At 65.8% G+C, this 15,390-nt stretch carries 13 protein-coding genes; 8 read left to right on the top strand and 5 right to left on the bottom strand.

What is annotated here, in order from left to right:
• Positions 1 to 28: 28 nt before the first annotated feature.
• From GEV06_02935 to GEV06_02915, 5 genes are all read right to left on the bottom strand, one after another.
• On the bottom strand, positions 29 to 610 hold the full coding sequence (locus GEV06_02935; protein ID MPZ16863.1) for a GatB/YqeY domain-containing protein: 582 nt from the start codon (positions 608 to 610) through the stop codon (positions 29 to 31).
• A 39-nt stretch (positions 611 to 649) separates the two neighbouring features.
• On the bottom strand, positions 650 to 1,693 hold the full coding sequence (locus tag GEV06_02930) for a GNAT family N-acetyltransferase (GenBank protein MPZ16862.1): 1,044 nt from the start codon (positions 1,691 to 1,693) through the stop codon (positions 650 to 652).
• Between the two features lie 256 nt (positions 1,694 to 1,949).
• Positions 1,950 to 3,047, bottom strand: coding sequence for a hypothetical protein (locus GEV06_02925; protein ID MPZ16861.1), 1,098 nt, complete (start codon positions 3,045 to 3,047; stop codon positions 1,950 to 1,952).
• A 301-nt stretch (positions 3,048 to 3,348) separates the two neighbouring features.
• The gene (locus GEV06_02920) at positions 3,349 to 4,056 is read right to left on the bottom strand and encodes a glycosyltransferase (protein MPZ16860.1); all 708 of its coding nucleotides are present in this window, start codon (positions 4,054 to 4,056) and stop codon (positions 3,349 to 3,351) included.
• Between the two features lie 200 nt (positions 4,057 to 4,256).
• The gene (locus GEV06_02915) at positions 4,257 to 5,333 is read right to left on the bottom strand and encodes a glycosyltransferase (protein MPZ16859.1); all 1,077 of its coding nucleotides are present in this window, start codon (positions 5,331 to 5,333) and stop codon (positions 4,257 to 4,259) included.
• 178 nt (positions 5,334 to 5,511) lie between these two features.
• Here GEV06_02915 and GEV06_02910 point away from each other — a divergent pair, with 178 nt between their 5' ends.
• From GEV06_02910 to murD, 8 genes are all read left to right on the top strand, one after another.
• Complete coding sequence (locus GEV06_02910; protein ID MPZ16858.1) at positions 5,512 to 5,952, top strand: division/cell wall cluster transcriptional repressor MraZ; 441 nt, start codon at positions 5,512 to 5,514, stop codon at positions 5,950 to 5,952.
• A gap of 6 nt (positions 5,953 to 5,958) precedes the next feature.
• Positions 5,959 to 6,849, top strand: a complete 891-nt coding sequence (gene rsmH / locus GEV06_02905) for a 16S rRNA (cytosine(1402)-N(4))-methyltransferase RsmH (protein MPZ16857.1) — start codon at positions 5,959 to 5,961, stop codon at positions 6,847 to 6,849.
• Positions 6,842 to 7,258 carry a hypothetical protein gene (locus GEV06_02900; protein MPZ16856.1) on the top strand — a complete coding sequence of 139 codons (417 nt, stop codon included), beginning with the start codon at positions 6,842 to 6,844 and terminating at the stop codon, positions 7,256 to 7,258. Before rsmH ends, GEV06_02900 begins: the two co-directional genes overlap by 8 nt.
• 153 nt (positions 7,259 to 7,411) lie before the next feature.
• Positions 7,412 to 9,751: a PASTA domain-containing protein gene (locus GEV06_02895; GenBank protein MPZ16855.1), complete on the top strand. Its 2,340-nt coding sequence runs from the start codon at positions 7,412 to 7,414 to the stop codon at positions 9,749 to 9,751.
• Complete coding sequence (locus GEV06_02890; protein MPZ16854.1) at positions 9,516 to 11,300, top strand: UDP-N-acetylmuramoyl-L-alanyl-D-glutamate--2,6-diaminopimelate ligase; 1,785 nt, start codon at positions 9,516 to 9,518, stop codon at positions 11,298 to 11,300. Before GEV06_02895 ends, GEV06_02890 begins: the two co-directional genes overlap by 236 nt.
• Positions 11,185 to 12,720: a UDP-N-acetylmuramoyl-tripeptide--D-alanyl-D-alanine ligase gene (gene murF / locus GEV06_02885; protein MPZ16853.1), complete on the top strand. Its 1,536-nt coding sequence runs from the start codon at positions 11,185 to 11,187 to the stop codon at positions 12,718 to 12,720. The genes GEV06_02890 and murF overlap by 116 nt, the downstream gene beginning before the upstream one ends.
• Positions 12,721 to 13,806 carry a phospho-N-acetylmuramoyl-pentapeptide-transferase gene (locus tag GEV06_02880; protein ID MPZ16852.1) on the top strand — a complete coding sequence of 362 codons (1,086 nt, stop codon included), beginning with the start codon at positions 12,721 to 12,723 and terminating at the stop codon, positions 13,804 to 13,806. It abuts the gene before it with no gap.
• Entirely contained in the window at positions 13,719 to 15,287 is a 1,569-nt protein-coding gene (gene murD, locus GEV06_02875) for a UDP-N-acetylmuramoyl-L-alanine--D-glutamate ligase (protein MPZ16851.1), read from the top strand. Before GEV06_02880 ends, murD begins: the two co-directional genes overlap by 88 nt.
• Positions 15,288 to 15,390 lie beyond the last annotated feature (103 nt).

Below are 15,390 nucleotides of genomic sequence, written 5' to 3'. Positions count from 1 at the left end.
CGATGAGTCGGAGGACTACCCCGCTCCTTCAACTTCCGAGGCGATCGCGCACGAGCTGATTCAGGGACTTGCCATCGACGAGACGACCAGCCAGACGTCCCATGACGAGCTTCATGACGGCGCCCAAGTCACGCGGTGATGAGGCCCCAAGCTCGCCAATAGCCTCATCCACGATGCGCGACACCTCTTCGGCAGGCACTGCCGCCGGGAGGTAATGCTCGAGGACGGCGGCTTCGCGTCGCTCCCGATCGGCGAGGTCCGTACGACCGGCGGCGGCGAATTGGTCGATGGACTCCCTGCGTTGCTTGACGAGGGTGGCGACGACCTGGAGCGCCTCCCGCTCGTCAGGGTCGTGCTTGAGCTCGACGCGCTTGTTCGTGAGTGCGGTCTTCAAGAGGCGCAGCGCATCTGCCGTCCTCTGATCACGGGCGCGGAGCGCCGCCGTGAGATCGGCGTTGACTTGATTGATCATGTCCATGGTGTCCTCGTTAGTGTGGTGTCTCCGACATAGCTTGGCATTCGGCCGCCGCTGCATCCCGGCCAGCGGCGTTGCTCCTCCCTCAAATATGCCCAATATTCTCGGTCGTCGCGCCTTGCTGGCCGGGCGCATCGGCGCCCTCGGTGCACAAGCGATTTCGGAGACACCACACTAGCGATCGAGATCCGCATCGCCGAACGTGATGTGCCACCGATCGGTGTCGCGATAGAACGAGCCGGAAACCGGCCACGCGTTGATCTTGACGACGAAATCGAGCGGCGAGCGGCGCGTGAAGTAGCCGTTGCGCCGCAGGATGCGCTGGAATCCGGCGTGCAGGCAGTGGCAGCGAATCTTGTCCGAGTCCGCCGCGACCGCCTCGCGATCGACCCATCGCAGCAGTGTCTCGAACGCGGCCGTATCATCGGGATCGACGAGGAAGTCCACGAGCAGCGTCACCCGGCTTCGTGCCTCGCGTGTGTGGCGATAGACGACGTAGCCGAGCGGCCTGCCTTCGTCGAGCAGCCCAGCAACCGTATAGCGGACGTGCGGGGGTGCCATGTACTTCCATTGAAGGTACGGCCCATCTCGCTGCACCGCTAGATCCAGCTTCGGTGCTACGCGCGCCCACAGGTCGGTGAAGCTCGCGTCGAACTGACGAATCAACTGGACGTGGTGACCAAGCGGTCGCGCGCGCGCCACACGCCTGATGTACGGAAGCGCCACTGCAGAAACGACCCGATTGACCGGGTCTGGCCATTCCGCTCGCTTGACGGCGCGCCGGCTGAGCGGCTTCACGAGACAAGGAACCGGCCCCAAACGGGGCCACCGCAACTTCTCGAACAGCCGGCGGGAAGAGGGTGAGAGGCCGATGCCCAGCGCGGCGCCAACGTTACGCTCCCACGTCCCAAATAGAATCTCGCCCAGCCCCTGGCGTTGGCGCTCGGGGGCCACCATCACATCGATACCCCAGGACGCATCGATTTGGCGCCCGTGGACCCAGAGTCGCACGGGCATCGTGGCATGCTGGCCCACGATCGATGGGCCTTCCCGCGCCACCCAAATCATTGGCTCGGGTCCGGGACTGTTCGGATTGAATCGGTACTGCCATTCCCAACGCAGCCGGCTGGAGGCCGCCGCATCAGGGCCGAAGACACGTCGATAGAGAGCCGCCGCAGCGTTGCGATCTTCTGGGCGGAGGCGATCGATGACAGGCATGGACGAGTGCAGGCGGGTTATTACCTTCTTACCATTTCTTGGCCTGCGTCGCTAGTGTCTGGACTCTGGTAGGAGGACGCCTCGGCGAGGCGTCCCTACCGCTAAGAGGACCGCCTTGGTGAGGCGTTCCTACCCGCCCGTGGGTAGGGCGCGTTCGCCGAACGCGCCGCCCAGGAAAAAGGGTCGGACCCTTCCGCCGATCCCGTGCGGAAAGGTCTCGACCCTCGACTTCGTGGCACCCTGTGCTGGGCGTGAGCTACTGAGACGGAGGCTTTTGGTTGCTGGGCGACGAGCCCGACTGTCCGGCCTGCTGGCCCGAGGGCTGGTATGGGTTGAAATAGCGACCCTGGTAAGCTGGCGACCCTGGCGGTGGCGCCTGCGACCCGGGAAGCACATCGCTCGGCAAGCCGTAGGGAGTGGTGTTTGCTGGAATCTGACCCGGCGTGCCCGCATCCTGCGCGCCCTGGTTCGGCGGCGGCGTTGCACTCGGTACGGTCGAGCTGCCTGGGACTGTGGATGGCGTCGCCCCCGAGCTTCCCTCGCTTCCGCCGACGACGGTCACGCCGCCGGAGCTCTGCCCGCCCGGGATGTACACGGACCCGGTCTGAGACGTGTCCGCACCGCCGGCGGCGGCCTCGCGCTGTGCCTGCAGGCGCTCCTGCATTTGACGCGCGCGCGTCTCGAAGTATCGCTGCGGATTCGCGTAGTCGAAATCGGTCGACGTTGGCGGGTTGACCTCTTCATCCGGCCCGACGACGGGACTCATCGGCGCAGGTACCGGCGAGGGAGAGGAGGCCGCGGCCTCCGCTTGCTGGCCCTCTGCGGCCGACCCGCCTGCGGCGTCTGCGAACGCTTCCATTGCCTCCGCTTCCGCCGCGGCGTTTTGTTCCTCGAACACCTCGTCGACGCTCACCGGCTCCGCGTTCTCGTTTGGCTGATACGCGTGAGCTGGGACCTGCGGGGCCGTGGCCGCCGCCCTGGTTGCAGCAGCCGGCTTCGGCTGGGTCGGTCGGACGACGATGCGGTCGAACTGCGACTGTCCGGACGCTGGCACCTCACGGTCGACGTACAGACGTCCGGCGGTCCCGCGTAGCACGGCGTCGAGCGCCTCACGCTCCGCCACGTTCTCCAGCCGAAGGGTCAGCGGTGCGCCCCCGAGGCCTTCGAGCCCAACGACCGTGGCGCCCGTCACGCGCTTCCATTCCGCCAGGATCTCCCGCGGAGTGGCATTTTCGGCAATGAGGGTTACGCCGGTCTCGGTGAGTGACAACTGAACTTGACCGCTCTGTGCCGCAACCAGCGCTGGGACGAGCGCAAAGCCAAGGACGAGGCGGCGAACTGTTGAGCCTTTCATGTGCGGCACCTCAATAATCCAAGATTCTGTAGTATACGCCCGATCGTGCCTTAGGACGCCCCGTCGAGGCATTCGGCCGGTGACAGGGTGACAAGGTGACAGGGTGACAAGGTGACCGGGGTGAGGGGGTGAAACCGGCAAAATTGGCCGCGGCCGACCGCAGAGGGTTGCTCTAGCGCCGCCTGCATCAGGTGGCAGGTCTGAGGGACCCTGCCACAGTCGCTCGAGCCCTCTTGTCACCTTGTCACCCTGTCACCTTGTCACCTTGTCACCTTGTCACCCTGTCACCTTGTCACCCCTGTCACTCCCTTCGCCGGAACAGGACGCGCCACGGCATCAGCAGCGACTCGAACAGGACACTTGTGGAGAGCTTGGATTCTCCTTCCCGTCGCTCCACGAAGATGATTGGGACCTCGCCAACGCGGCAGCCCCTCCGGACGGCTTCATACAGCGTCTCGAAGATAAACGCGTAGCCGTCCGAGACGATGCGGTCCAACGGCACGCGACCTAGCGCTTCCCGGCGCCAGCACCGGTACCCCGTTGTGCAATCTCGCAGAGGCAACCGTGTCACGGTCCGGATGTACCAGTTGGCAGCGGTGCTGAGTATCAGCCGCCGTAGCGGCCAGTTCACCACGCTGACACCATGCATGTACCGTGAGCCGAGCACGAGATCGTAGCCATTGCCGAGCGCGCGCACGAGGTCAGGCAGGTAGCGAGGATCGTGTGACAGGTCCGCATCCATCTGACAGATCACGTCCACCTCCTCCTGCATCGCACGCTGGAGGCCCTCGATATACGATCGACCGAGTCCGCGCTTGCCCGTTCGATGCAGCACCGCCACCCGACTCTTGAACTCGGCCGCGAGCGCATCGGCAACGGCGCCTGTCCCGTCCGGCGAGCCATCATCGACGACGAGCACGCGGTACCCCTCGTGGACCATGATCGCGCGGACGAGAATCGGTAAGTTCTCCCGCTCGTTATAGGTCGGCACGACGACGAGGACACGCATTGGTGAAGAAGGATCAGGGATCAAGGGATCAAGAGATCAAGGTAGGGCCGCCTCGCCGAGGCGGCCGTTGTCTCGCCGAGGCGTCCGGACGTCGCGTTCCGCCTTCGCACTTAGCGCTACGGCGGACGAGTCGGCGAAACGCGCCCTACCAACGCTGACCTTTGCCCTAGGGCCCTAGACCCCTAGAGCCCTAGATCCCTTTACCCCTTCGTTCCTGTCTCTGACAGCGGAGATCCCGCTAGGCTCTCCGTGAGCTTGTCGATGACGCCATCCCACGTGATCGCGCGTGCGCGCTCTCGCCCGGCGTCGCCGAGCGATGCCGCGAGCGCCGTGGAGGCGGCAAGTTGGCCGAGCGCGTCAGCCAGTGCTTCCGGATCGGGCGCGCAGACAAAGCCGTTGATACGGTCGCGCACCAGCTCGAGCACGCCGCCGCTGTCCTCGGCGGTGACGATCGGCTTGCTGGCGCCAAAGGCCTCGAGCGTCACGTATCCGTAGTCTTCGTCATACGGCGCAAACAGCACGGCGCGGCAGCCGGCATAGAGGTCGAGCAGCTCTTCGTCGGCGACGTTACCCAGAAAGCGGACGCGATCGGCGACGCCGAGCGCGACAGCAAGCTCCTCCAAACGGTCACGATAAGTGCCCTCGCCAACGATCAGTAGTCGAAACGGCTCCGGCACGTGGACCATCGCACGGATCGGCAGATCGACGCGCTTCACGATCTCGAGCCGGCCCACTGACAGGAAATAGTCGCCGTACGGGCCGGAGCGCAACCGGGGGCTGAGGCGCGAGGGGTGGTACAGAGGCGTGGCGGTGAGCCCATTGTAGCGCTCGAGTCGGGCGGCCGTGGTGGCCGAGATCGCATAGCGGACCACGCACTCGCCCAGCATGCGCTGATCGAGCTCGACGAGCCGCGCGCGCAGCCCGACGTCCAGATCGGTGTGGTCGAACTCGCTGTACGGCGTGCCGCAGAGCTCGTACGCCGCGCGGTACTGATGCAGCAGCCAGACGACCTTGTGCGGATGCCGCACGAAATAAGTGGGAAACTTCGTGGCGATCACGAGATCAACCGGCCGCCCGCCGCTCTCGCTCAGGTCCACGAGCCGCCAGGCCGCCGCGTGCCCGAGAATTTCCTCCTTTGGATACCATTTGAACGGCACGCTCGCCCGATCCGCTTCGAACCCGCGCGCCCGAAGCTGCGCGACGAGCTCGCGCACCAAAGACTCGGCGCCGCCTTCCACAAACGGCACCTGAGCTTCACAGACAAGAACCCTACGCATCCTCGACCTCGAAGACCGTACAGACCAGCCTCACATCAGCGCAAGCGAACATTAGACGAAACTCACTGAACCGTAATGATTTCTAGCATTTGGTTGTTGACATCACCGGGTGGGAAGCCTACCATCGCCGTGGAGTAAAGTGGAGTCAAGTGGAGTCCGATAACTCACTTGAGTGCATATGTCGCTCCGAGGCTCGATCAAGGCCCGCATCGATGACAAGGGCCGGCTCAAGATGCCGACGGTCTTCCGCGCGGCCGTTGAGAAAGACCATGGAATAGGCCTGTATATCACGAGCCTCAACTCCGCCGGGAATCACGTGCGGATCTACCCGCTCCCGGTTTGGGAGGAGATCGAAGCGAAGCTCAACGCGATGAGCGCCACGCATCCGGTCCGCAACAAATTTCTGAAGGTCACGAGCTTCTATGGGCAGCTGGCGGAGCTCGATTCGCAGGGGCGGGTGCTCATCCACCCGCGGTTGCGCGACACGGCGGTAATGCTGGGCGACGTGGACGTCGTCGGAGCGCTGAATCACCTGCAGGTATGGAACTACGAGCGCTTGCTCGCGGAGATCCATGCCGAGCCGCTGACCGACACCGAGCTGGGCGACCTGCCAATTTAGGAAGGCATGCTCGAGCACCAGCCGGTGATGGTTGCGGAGGTCGTCGCGCAGCTGGTGCCGGAGCGCGGCGGGTGCTTTGTCGATTGCACGGTGGGTGCTGGCGGGCACAGCCGTCGGTTGCTCGAGGCTGGCGCGACGAGGCTGATCGGACTGGATCGGGACCGTGACGCGCTCGCGGTCGCCGAAGTGAGCTTGAAGGCGTGGGCATCGCAAGTCGAGCTGGTCCATGCCGACTTTCGCGATCTGGGCGAGCTGCTGCGCACGCGGCACATCGAGGCGATCGACGGCATCGTGGCGGACTTGGGTATTTCCTCGATGCAGGTCGACGCCGAAGGACGAGGATTCAGCTTCCGGCGCGACGAGCCGCTCGACATGCGGATGGATCAGACGAGCGGCCCCGACGCCCGCGCGCTACTGGCGACGTGCGGTGAACGTGAGCTTGCTGACGTCATCTATCGCTACGGCGAGGAACGCCACTCGCGTCGCATCGCCCGCGCGATCGTGGCGACGCGGGCACGAGCGCCCATCGAGACGACGGGCCAACTGGCGTCGATCGTGAGACGTGCGATGCCCGGCGCTCGGGGGCGCATCGACCCGGCGACGCGAACATTTCAGGCGGTGCGCATTTGGGTCAATCGCGAGCTCGAGGGTCTCGACGGGTTCTTGCGCGAGGCGGTCTCTTGGCTTCGGCCGCACGGACGCCTGGTGGTCATCGCCTTTCACTCGCTCGAGGACCGCATCGTCAAGCAGACGTTGCGCCAGTTGGCGACCGAGGCACCGCGCCAGTTGGTGCTGCTGACCAAGCGCCCGCTGGTGCCCAGTGATGAAGAGATTGGACGGAACCCGCGAGCGCGAAGCGCGAAGTTGCGCGCCGCGGAGAGGATGACGCATGAATGAGCGTCGGCTCGACCGCCGGTTAGGTCATCTCGAGTTCGCGATGAAGACCGACGTGCGAAATGCACAGGTCGTCCGCGAGCTCGATCGACAGCGCCAGCGCGAGCTGTGGCGCGCTGCGCTCGTCGGTATTGGGCTGGTCGTCTTGGTGCTCTTTTCTGCGTGGCAACACTTCGAGCTGCGGCGATTGCACTACCAGACGCTGCAGTTGCAGCAGGAACGTACTGCGGAGCTGATGGCTCGTCGCCATCTGCAGCTGGAGATTGCGACGCTGAAGTCTCCGCGGCGCATCGAGGAAGCAGCGACGACGCTGCTGAATATGACCACGCCGGCCCAGACGCACGCGGAGGTGATCGAACGGGTGAAGGTGGACCCGCCGCCTCGCAAGTCCGTCATCGCGTCACGGCATTGAGTCGGGTGGTTCGTTGCGTCGGAGTCACGGCACTGAGTTGGGTAGTGAATGAGAGCCGTAGCGCAGGCCTTTAGGCCTGCCCGGCACGTTGTCCGCAGTGGGTTCGGCAGGGCTAAAGCCCTGCGCTACGTTATCGAGACGTGAGCAAAAAACGTGGCTGACTCGAACAAGAGACGCGAGGCGTTTGCCGCCGCGCTGAACATCCGCCATCTGATCCGCGACGCGCGGCGCGCGGCGGCCGCCGATCGACCGCGCCCAGCGCGTGCATGGCGCGATCTGGTTCGGAGCCGAGTCGCTGTGCTGGCGTTCTTGCTCGCCTTCTGGGCGGCCGCCATCGAGGCGCGGCTGGTCTACCTTCAGGTCTTCGCGCACGAAGAGCTCGTGGCGCTTGCCGAGCGGCAGCAGAACCAGACGGTTGAGGCTCCTGCAAAGCGCGGCGAGCTCGTAGACCGCAACGGCCACGTGCTGGCCTACAGCGTGGACGGCGACACGATCTACGCGGTGCCCAGCGATATCGAGGATCCGGAGCAGGCCGCAGCGCGGATCTGTGCGGAGCTCAATGATTGCGGGCCTGAGGGGCGCGAGGACCTTGCCCGGCGGCTCGCTCGGGACAGCGCCTTTGCCTACGTGAAGCGCCGGGCGTCGCCCGAAGAGGCGAGGCGGGTAGCGGCGCTCGGCATCGACGGTATCGGCTTCCACAAAGAGAGTCGCCGCTACTACCCGAACCGCGAGCTTGCGGCGCAGCTCATTGGGTATGTCGGGGTAGACAACGTGGGTCTCGCGGGCGTGGAGGCGTCGTACGACAAGGTCATCCGCGGCAGGCCGGGCCGCCTGATCTTCCAGCACGACGCCCGGCGGCGAGCGCTCCTGAGTCGTATCGAGCGCCCCCCAACGGCGGGGGCGACGGTCGAGCTGACGATCGACGCGTCTCTTCAGCACATCACCGAGCGTGAGCTGCGGGCAGCCGTCGAGAAGCACGGCGCGAAGGCGGCCACGGCGGTCATCATGGATCCGCAGACGGGCGAGATTCTCGCCATGGCCAGCGCGCCGACGTTCAATCCAAACGCGTTCCGTCACGCATCCAAGGAGGCGCTCCGGAACCGCATCGTCCAGAACATCTATGAGCCGGCCTCGACATTCAAGGTCGTGACAGCGTCGGCAGCGTTGACGGAACAGAAGGTCAGCTTGGACGAGATGATCGACTGCGATCCCGGCTACATCCTGATTGGCAGGCGCCGCATCGACGATGAACACCGCTACGGCAGACTTTCGTTCGAGGACGTCATCGTCAAGTCGAGCAACGTCGGTGCCATCAAGGTGGGCCTCCGACTGGGGGCAGAGACGCTCGGGCGCTACGCGCGCCGCTTTGGCTTCGGCCGTGTGACGTCGAAAGATTTCCTGGGCGAGGAGCCGGGCATCGTCTGGGCGCCGTCGAAGCTGACTGACAGCGGCTTGGCGTCGATGTCGATGGGGTATCAGGTGAGCGTGACGCCGCTGCAAATGGCGACCGCGGTGAGCTCGGTTGCCAACGGTGGCGAGCTGCTCAGGCCGCGCCTCGTCCGCGCAACGGTCGCAAACGGCCGGCGCCGCGAGACGACGCGCCAGGTGGTGCGGCGCACGTTGACGCCAGAGGTTGCTGGGCAAGTCACCACGGTCATGGAGCAGGTTGTCGAGCGCGGCACGCTTGCGCATTTCGCACAAGTGGATGGGTACACGATCGCTGGGAAGACTGGAACTGCACAAAGGGTCGAGAACGGTCGCTATAGCGGCGCGCACAACCCGGTTGTCGTTGGGTTCGTGCCCTCCCGCAACCCACGCTTCACGATCCTTGTCTTGGTGGAGGCACCAACCAAGGGCGGGTACTACGGGGCGGTCATCGCGGGGCCGGTCTTCAAGCGCATTACCGAGGAGGCCCTTCGGGCGTACGGCGTGCCGCCCGATATCGACCCTTCTCCTCCGCTGCTGGTGGCCCGCGACAACTCTTCACCTGAGGCGGAGGCTGTTCTCGCGTCGACGACGTCGGATGTACCAAGGGTGATTGCGGCGTCCGTTCGCAAAGGCGTAATGCCGGACCTCGTCGGCATGAGCGCGCGAGACGCGACGCGGACGCTGGCCTCCCTCGGTTTGCTGGTACGCCTGCGCGGCGACGGAGCCGTGCTGCAACAGAGCGTCGAGGCTGCGCAGGCGGTGGAGCGTGGTGCGCTGTGCACGCTCTCGCTCGGGCGCATGCCGCCCGAGCGAGAGCGTGCGGAGCCCGTTGCCGAGACGAGAATGGCCGACGCTTCTGTTGGTGGCGATGCGGCAGCGCGGGGCTCCCGCCGTCTTCGCGCTTCGCGCTCTGGCGGACAGGTCAGCCCCGCCGGGGATAACGTACGCAGCGCGGGCTCAGAGGGCGCCCCTAATGCGGCGCCCGACCGTGGCTCCCGTGATGCGGAATACCGCAGCCTCGCACAGGAAGGCGGTGGCGGTGACGCTGGGCGAGATCCTCGCTAGTGTGCCGCAGGCGCTCGGGTGGCGCCTGGCCGCCGGCGCCCCTGGCGCGGCAGGGAGCGGGCGTGTGGGCGACCTCGTCGTTACGGCTGTTGAGCACGACTCTCGGCGGATCAAGCCGGGGGCGCTGTTCATCGCCCTTCGAGGGCTGAAGATGGACGGCGTCGCGTTCGCGCCGCAAGCCGCTGAGCAAGGAGCTGTCGCCGTTGTCGCCGAGACGGAGCCACCTGGCGGTTGGACGACGCCCTGGATTGTCGTCACGAACGCGCGTGCCGCGCTGGCTGCGCTTGCGCATGTCTTCTTTGGGCGTCCGAGCGAGCATCTGCTCGTTGTCGGCGTCACGGGCACGAACGGTAAGACGACGACGACGTATCTATTGACCGCAGTGTTCGAACGGGCCGGCGTCACGTGCGGACGCATCGGCACCGTGGGCTACCGAATCGGACGCGAGGAGCGTCCAGCCGCACGAACCACTCCGGAGGCACCGGACGTGCACCGCATGCTTCGCGACATGGTCGATCAGGGATGTGGCGCTTGCGCCATGGAGGTGTCATCGCACGCGCTCGATCTCCGGCGGGTGGACTTCTCACGGTTTGCGGCGGCGATCTTCACGAATCTGACGCGCGACCATCTGGACTATCACGGGGACATGGAGCGTTACTTTCTGGCCAAGAAGCGGCTGTTCGACATGTTGCCCGAGGGCGCGCCGTCAATCGTGAACGTCGACGACCTGCGGGGGGAGCAGTTGCTGGCGTCGGTGAAGCGCCCGGTGACGTATGGGATCGACCGTCCTTGCGACGTACATCCGCAGCGCGTGGAGCTGTCGCTCGCGGGTGTCAATGCGGAGGTGGACACCCCGCGCGGGCGGCTGTCGCTGCGCAGCCATCTACCGGGTCGGCCGAACCTGAGCAACGTGCTGGCGGCCATCGGCACGGGGGTCGCGCTCGACCTCCCGCTCGGCGCCATCGTGGACGGTATCGGTGACGTCGAGCGGGTGCCGGGTCGCTTTCAAGTGGTCTCGTCGTCGGGAGACGAGGTGGATGTCATTGTCGACTACGCCCATACGGACGATGCGCTCAAGAACCTGCTCGAGACGGCGCGTCCGCTCGCGAAGGGTCGCTTGATCACGGTGTTCGGGTGTGGCGGCGACCGGGACCGGACCAAGCGCCCGCTGATGGGGGCCGTGGCTGCGCGACTGAGCGATCTCGTGGTGTTGACCTCTGATAACCCGCGCTCCGAGGATCCGGCGCGCATCATCGAAGAGATTAAGAAGGGGATTGTGCGGCCCGAGCGGCCGGAGCGACGCGTCTCGCCGAAGCCTGGCGAAGGCGGACCGCAGACGCCTCTTTCCGCCACGCCATACGTCGCGGTGGTCGACCGTGAGGAAGCCATCGCACGTGCAGTGAAGGAGGCAGCGCCCGGCGACCTCGTGGTGATTGCCGGGAAGGGGCACGAGACGACGCAGGAGATTGGCAGCCGCGTCACGCCGTTCGACGACACGGTGGTGGCGCGTGCGGCGCTCGCGCGGCGGCGCCAGGCCACCTCGGTATGAAGCAGTGAGCGTCGCGCATTTCTCGGTCGCGGCTGCAGAAGCCGCCGCCGCGTGCGGTGGAAGGCTTGCAGCCGGACGCCAGGACCTGGTCCTCGGCCAGGTGTCGATCGATTCGCGGACGCTGCGACGTGGCGAGCTGTTCATCGCGATCCGTGGCGAGCGCTTCGACGGTCATGACTTCGTGGCCGCCGCTCTCGCCGCGGGCGCGATGGGCGTCGTCGTTGACAAGGCGCACGGCGCGCCGATGGTTGCCGGCGATGAGCTGGTGATTGTCGTCGACGACACGACGCGCGCGCTCCAACGTCTCGCGTCGCACGTTCGGCGCCGGTCGAGGGCTCGCGTCGTGGCCATCACGGGGAGCGTAGGAAAGACGACGACCAAGGACATCACGGCAGCGTTACTGGCCATGCGATACCGAACGTTCCGGAACGAAGGCAATCTGAACAACCACATCGGGTTGCCGTTGTCGTTACTCGAGCTGACGTCGGGTCCGGATGTTGCGGTGGTGGAGCTGGGGATGAGCGCGCCCGGCGAGATTCGCCGCCTCGTGGAGATATCGGAGCCGGACGTGCGCGTCTGGACCAATGTGGGTGCTGCGCATCTCGAGTTCTTCGACTCGGTGGATGCGATTGCAGACGCGAAAGCGGAGATCGGCGAGCAGGCCGCGCCAGACACCGAGCTCGTCGCGAACGCAGATGACGCGCGTGTCATGGCGAGGGTTGTCGGGTTCCCAGGCAGGATCATCACGTTTGGGTTGGACGAGCCGGCCCGCGTGCGGGCGACGGCGATCGAAGACCGCGGCTTGCAGGGGATGCGGGCGAGCGTGGACGTCGGCGGCCGGTCCCTGTCAATCGAGACGCCGCTCATCGGGCGGGGCAACCTCGCGAACCTGCTGGCCGCCATCGCTGTCGCCGACGCGTTCGCGGTTCCACTGGCAGACGTCGCGGAGCGTGTCCGAACGCTCGCGCCTGCGGCGCACCGCGGCGAGGTGTTCACGACCGGATTGGGCGTCACTGTCGTTGACGATGCGTACAACTCGAGCCCACTCGCGCTCGAGCGGGCCTTGCTGACCATTGGCGCGGAAGCGCGGGCGACGCGGAAGATCGCGGTGCTCGGCGAGATGCTCGAGCTGGGCGAGGCGAGCGACGCCCTCCATCGGGCGGTTGGTGGCCTCGTCGTGGCATGCCATATCGCGCGGCTGATCACGGTTGGAGGACGACCGGCGCGCAGCCTTGGCGAAGCGGCGGTCGAGGCCGGGTTGGCGCGCGATGCGGTCGCACACGCGTCGACGAGCGACGAAGCCGCGGAGCTGGTGGTGCGCTGCGTGGCACCGGGCGACGCCGTGCTGGTCAAGGGATCGCGCGGCATTCGGCTGGAACGTGTGGTGGAGCGACTGAAGGGGAGCAGCGGAGCCTCGTGAATGCTCTACCACTTGCTGTACTCGTTCCATGAGTACGCCTCGGTGTTGAACGTCACGCGCTACATCACGTTTCGCACCGCGGCGGCAAGCATCACGGCGCTGTTTTTGAGCTTGGTTCTCGGGCCATGGGTTATTCGCAAGCTACGGGAGTTCCAAATCGGCCAGGTGATTCGACACGAAGGCCCTGCCAGCCATCGTCCGAAAGCCGGTACGCCGACCATGGGCGGCTTGCTCATCTTGACGTCGGCGCTGGTGCCGACGCTGCTCTGGGCGGATCTCCGCAATCCCGACATCTGGGTCGCGGTCTTGAGCACTGCAGCCTGCGGTGCCATCGGCTTTGTCGACGACTACTTGAAGACGACGCGACGTTCGCACCATGGGCTGCAGCCGCGCTACAAGCTCGGCGCGACGGCACTGGTTGGCGCGCTGGTGGGGGTCTCGCTGCTCGTGATGGCGAGCTACGACTTGTACACGACGCGGCTGATCTTCCCGTTCTTCAAGTGGTTGATTCCAGACATCGGCTGGTTCTACGTGCCATTCGCGATGTTGGTGCTCATGGGAGCCTCCCATGCGGTCAACCTCACCGATGGTCTGGATGGCCTGGCCATCAGTTGCTTTGCAGTCGCGGCGGCGACCTATACGGCGCTGACCTACGTCACCGGCCACAGGGAGCTCGCGGAGTACCTGTTGTTGGTGCATTTTCCGCAAGTGGGAGAGCTCACGGTGTTCTGCGGTGCGCTGGTCGGCGCGGGCCTTGGCTTCTTGTGGTTCAACTGCTACCCGGCCGAGGTCTTCATGGGCGACGTTGGATCGCTCAGCCTGGGCGGCGCGCTGGGCACGGTTGCGCTCCTCATCAAGCAGGAGCTGCTGCTGCTGATCGTCGGCGGCGTGTTCGTGTTGGAGGCTTTGTCGGTCATCGTGCAGGTCGGGTCGTTCAAGCTGACCGGGCAGCGCGTCTTCAAGATGGCGCCGCTCCACCATCACTTCGAGCTGGTGGGATGGAGCGAGCCGAAGGTCATCACGCGCTTCCTCATCGTGGCGATCGTCTGTGCGCTCTTCAGCCTGACGACACTGAAGCTCCGGTGAGCGGTCAGGGCTTAAGACTCGAGATTCGCGATTCGAGGCTGCGAATGGACATGAGCGTGGCAGGTCGCCGGGTGCTGGTCGTCGGCGCCGCGCGGAGCGGTCTCGCGGCAGCTGATTTACTCGTCGACCGGGGCGCGCATGTCACGCTGACCGATGTGAGAACGAGCGTCGAAGCGGCCGATGCCCTGCGAGCGCGCGGTGTCACATTGGAGCTCGGAGGGCACCGGATCGAGACGCTGCGCGAAACGGATCTGATTGTGCTGAGCCCAGGCGTGCCACCCACGCAGCCCCTGCTCCGGACGGCACGCGAGTCCGGCGTGCCCATCGTGGCGGAGCTCGAGCTGGCTTCGTGGTTCCTTCGTGGTCGGGTCGTGGCGGTGACCGGCACAAAAGGGAAGTCGACGACGACAACGTTGATCGGTCACATGTTGGACGAGAGTGGGCTTTCTACGATGGTGGGCGGAAACATCGGCGTGCCGTTGTCGGCGCAGGTGGCCGACTCCATGCCGGAGACCGTGCACGTCGTCGAGGTAAGCAGCTTCCAGCTCGAAAGTATCGACACGTTTCATCCGTGGGTGGCGGTGATGCTCAACTTCTTTCCAGATCACCTCGACCGCCACGCCACGGAGGCGGACTATGCGGAAGCCAAAGCGCGCATCTTCGTGAATCAGACAGCGGACGATTGGGTCGTCGTGAACGCAGACGACGAGCATGCCCTGGCGCTTGCGGCGGGCGGCCGCGCCCGGCAGTTCACGTTCGGTCTGGATGAGGAGTTCCGGCAAGGGGTTGGCTTGGTCGGCGATTGGTTGGTGGCCCGGCTCGGCCTCAGCGAGCGGCGGCTGGTACCGCTGAGCGCCGTCAAGGTGAGAGGCCGCCACCTGCTGAGTGACGTAGCTGCTGCGGCGGCAGTAGCCACGCTCTGCGGAGCGGATGCGGAGGCGATGGTGCGCGCGGTCAGGCGCTTTACAGGCCTCGAGCATGCGCTCGAGCCGGTGGGCGATGTCGGCGGCGTGCGCTTTGTCAACGATTCGAAGGCGACCAACGTCGAGGCGACGCGTCGCGCTATCGAAAGCTTCGATGGCCGTGTCGTGGTCATCATGGGCGGCCGCTTCAAGGGTGGCGACCTGCACGAGCTTCACCCGGCGCTGACGTCACGTGACGCGAGTGTGGTGGCCATTGGCGAGGCCCGGCCACTCCTCCACCGCGCGCTCGACAGCGTCGTGGATGTACAGGACGTGGCTGACATGCGGGAGGCGGTGCGCGTCGGCCATGCCCTGGCTCACGGTGCCGGAACCGTGCTCCTGGCTCCCGCGTGCGCGAGCTTCGACATGTTCGACGATTACGCGCACCGTGGCCGGGTGTTCAAGGAAGAGGTGGAGATCCTCGCCCAGGACGAGGGGCGACGTGCCAGGGGCAAAGAGCAAGGGGGTGGGGCGAGCGACGCGCGGTCTGAAGACCGCGCGCTCCGTCGAAAAACATAGACGGGCCGGGCCGGAACGATCGGCCCAGACCCTCGGCGGATGGACAGGTAGCAAGGGGCCCCTTCGACAAGCTCAGGGCCCCTCGGAGGGCACGAAGCCATGA

The organism is Luteitalea sp. (genome assembly GCA_009377605.1).
GTDB lineage: Bacteria > Acidobacteriota > Vicinamibacteria > Vicinamibacterales > Vicinamibacteraceae > WHTT01.
Note: the sequence above shows the minus strand (reverse complement) of the source record. Positions and strands in the feature narration are given on the sequence as shown.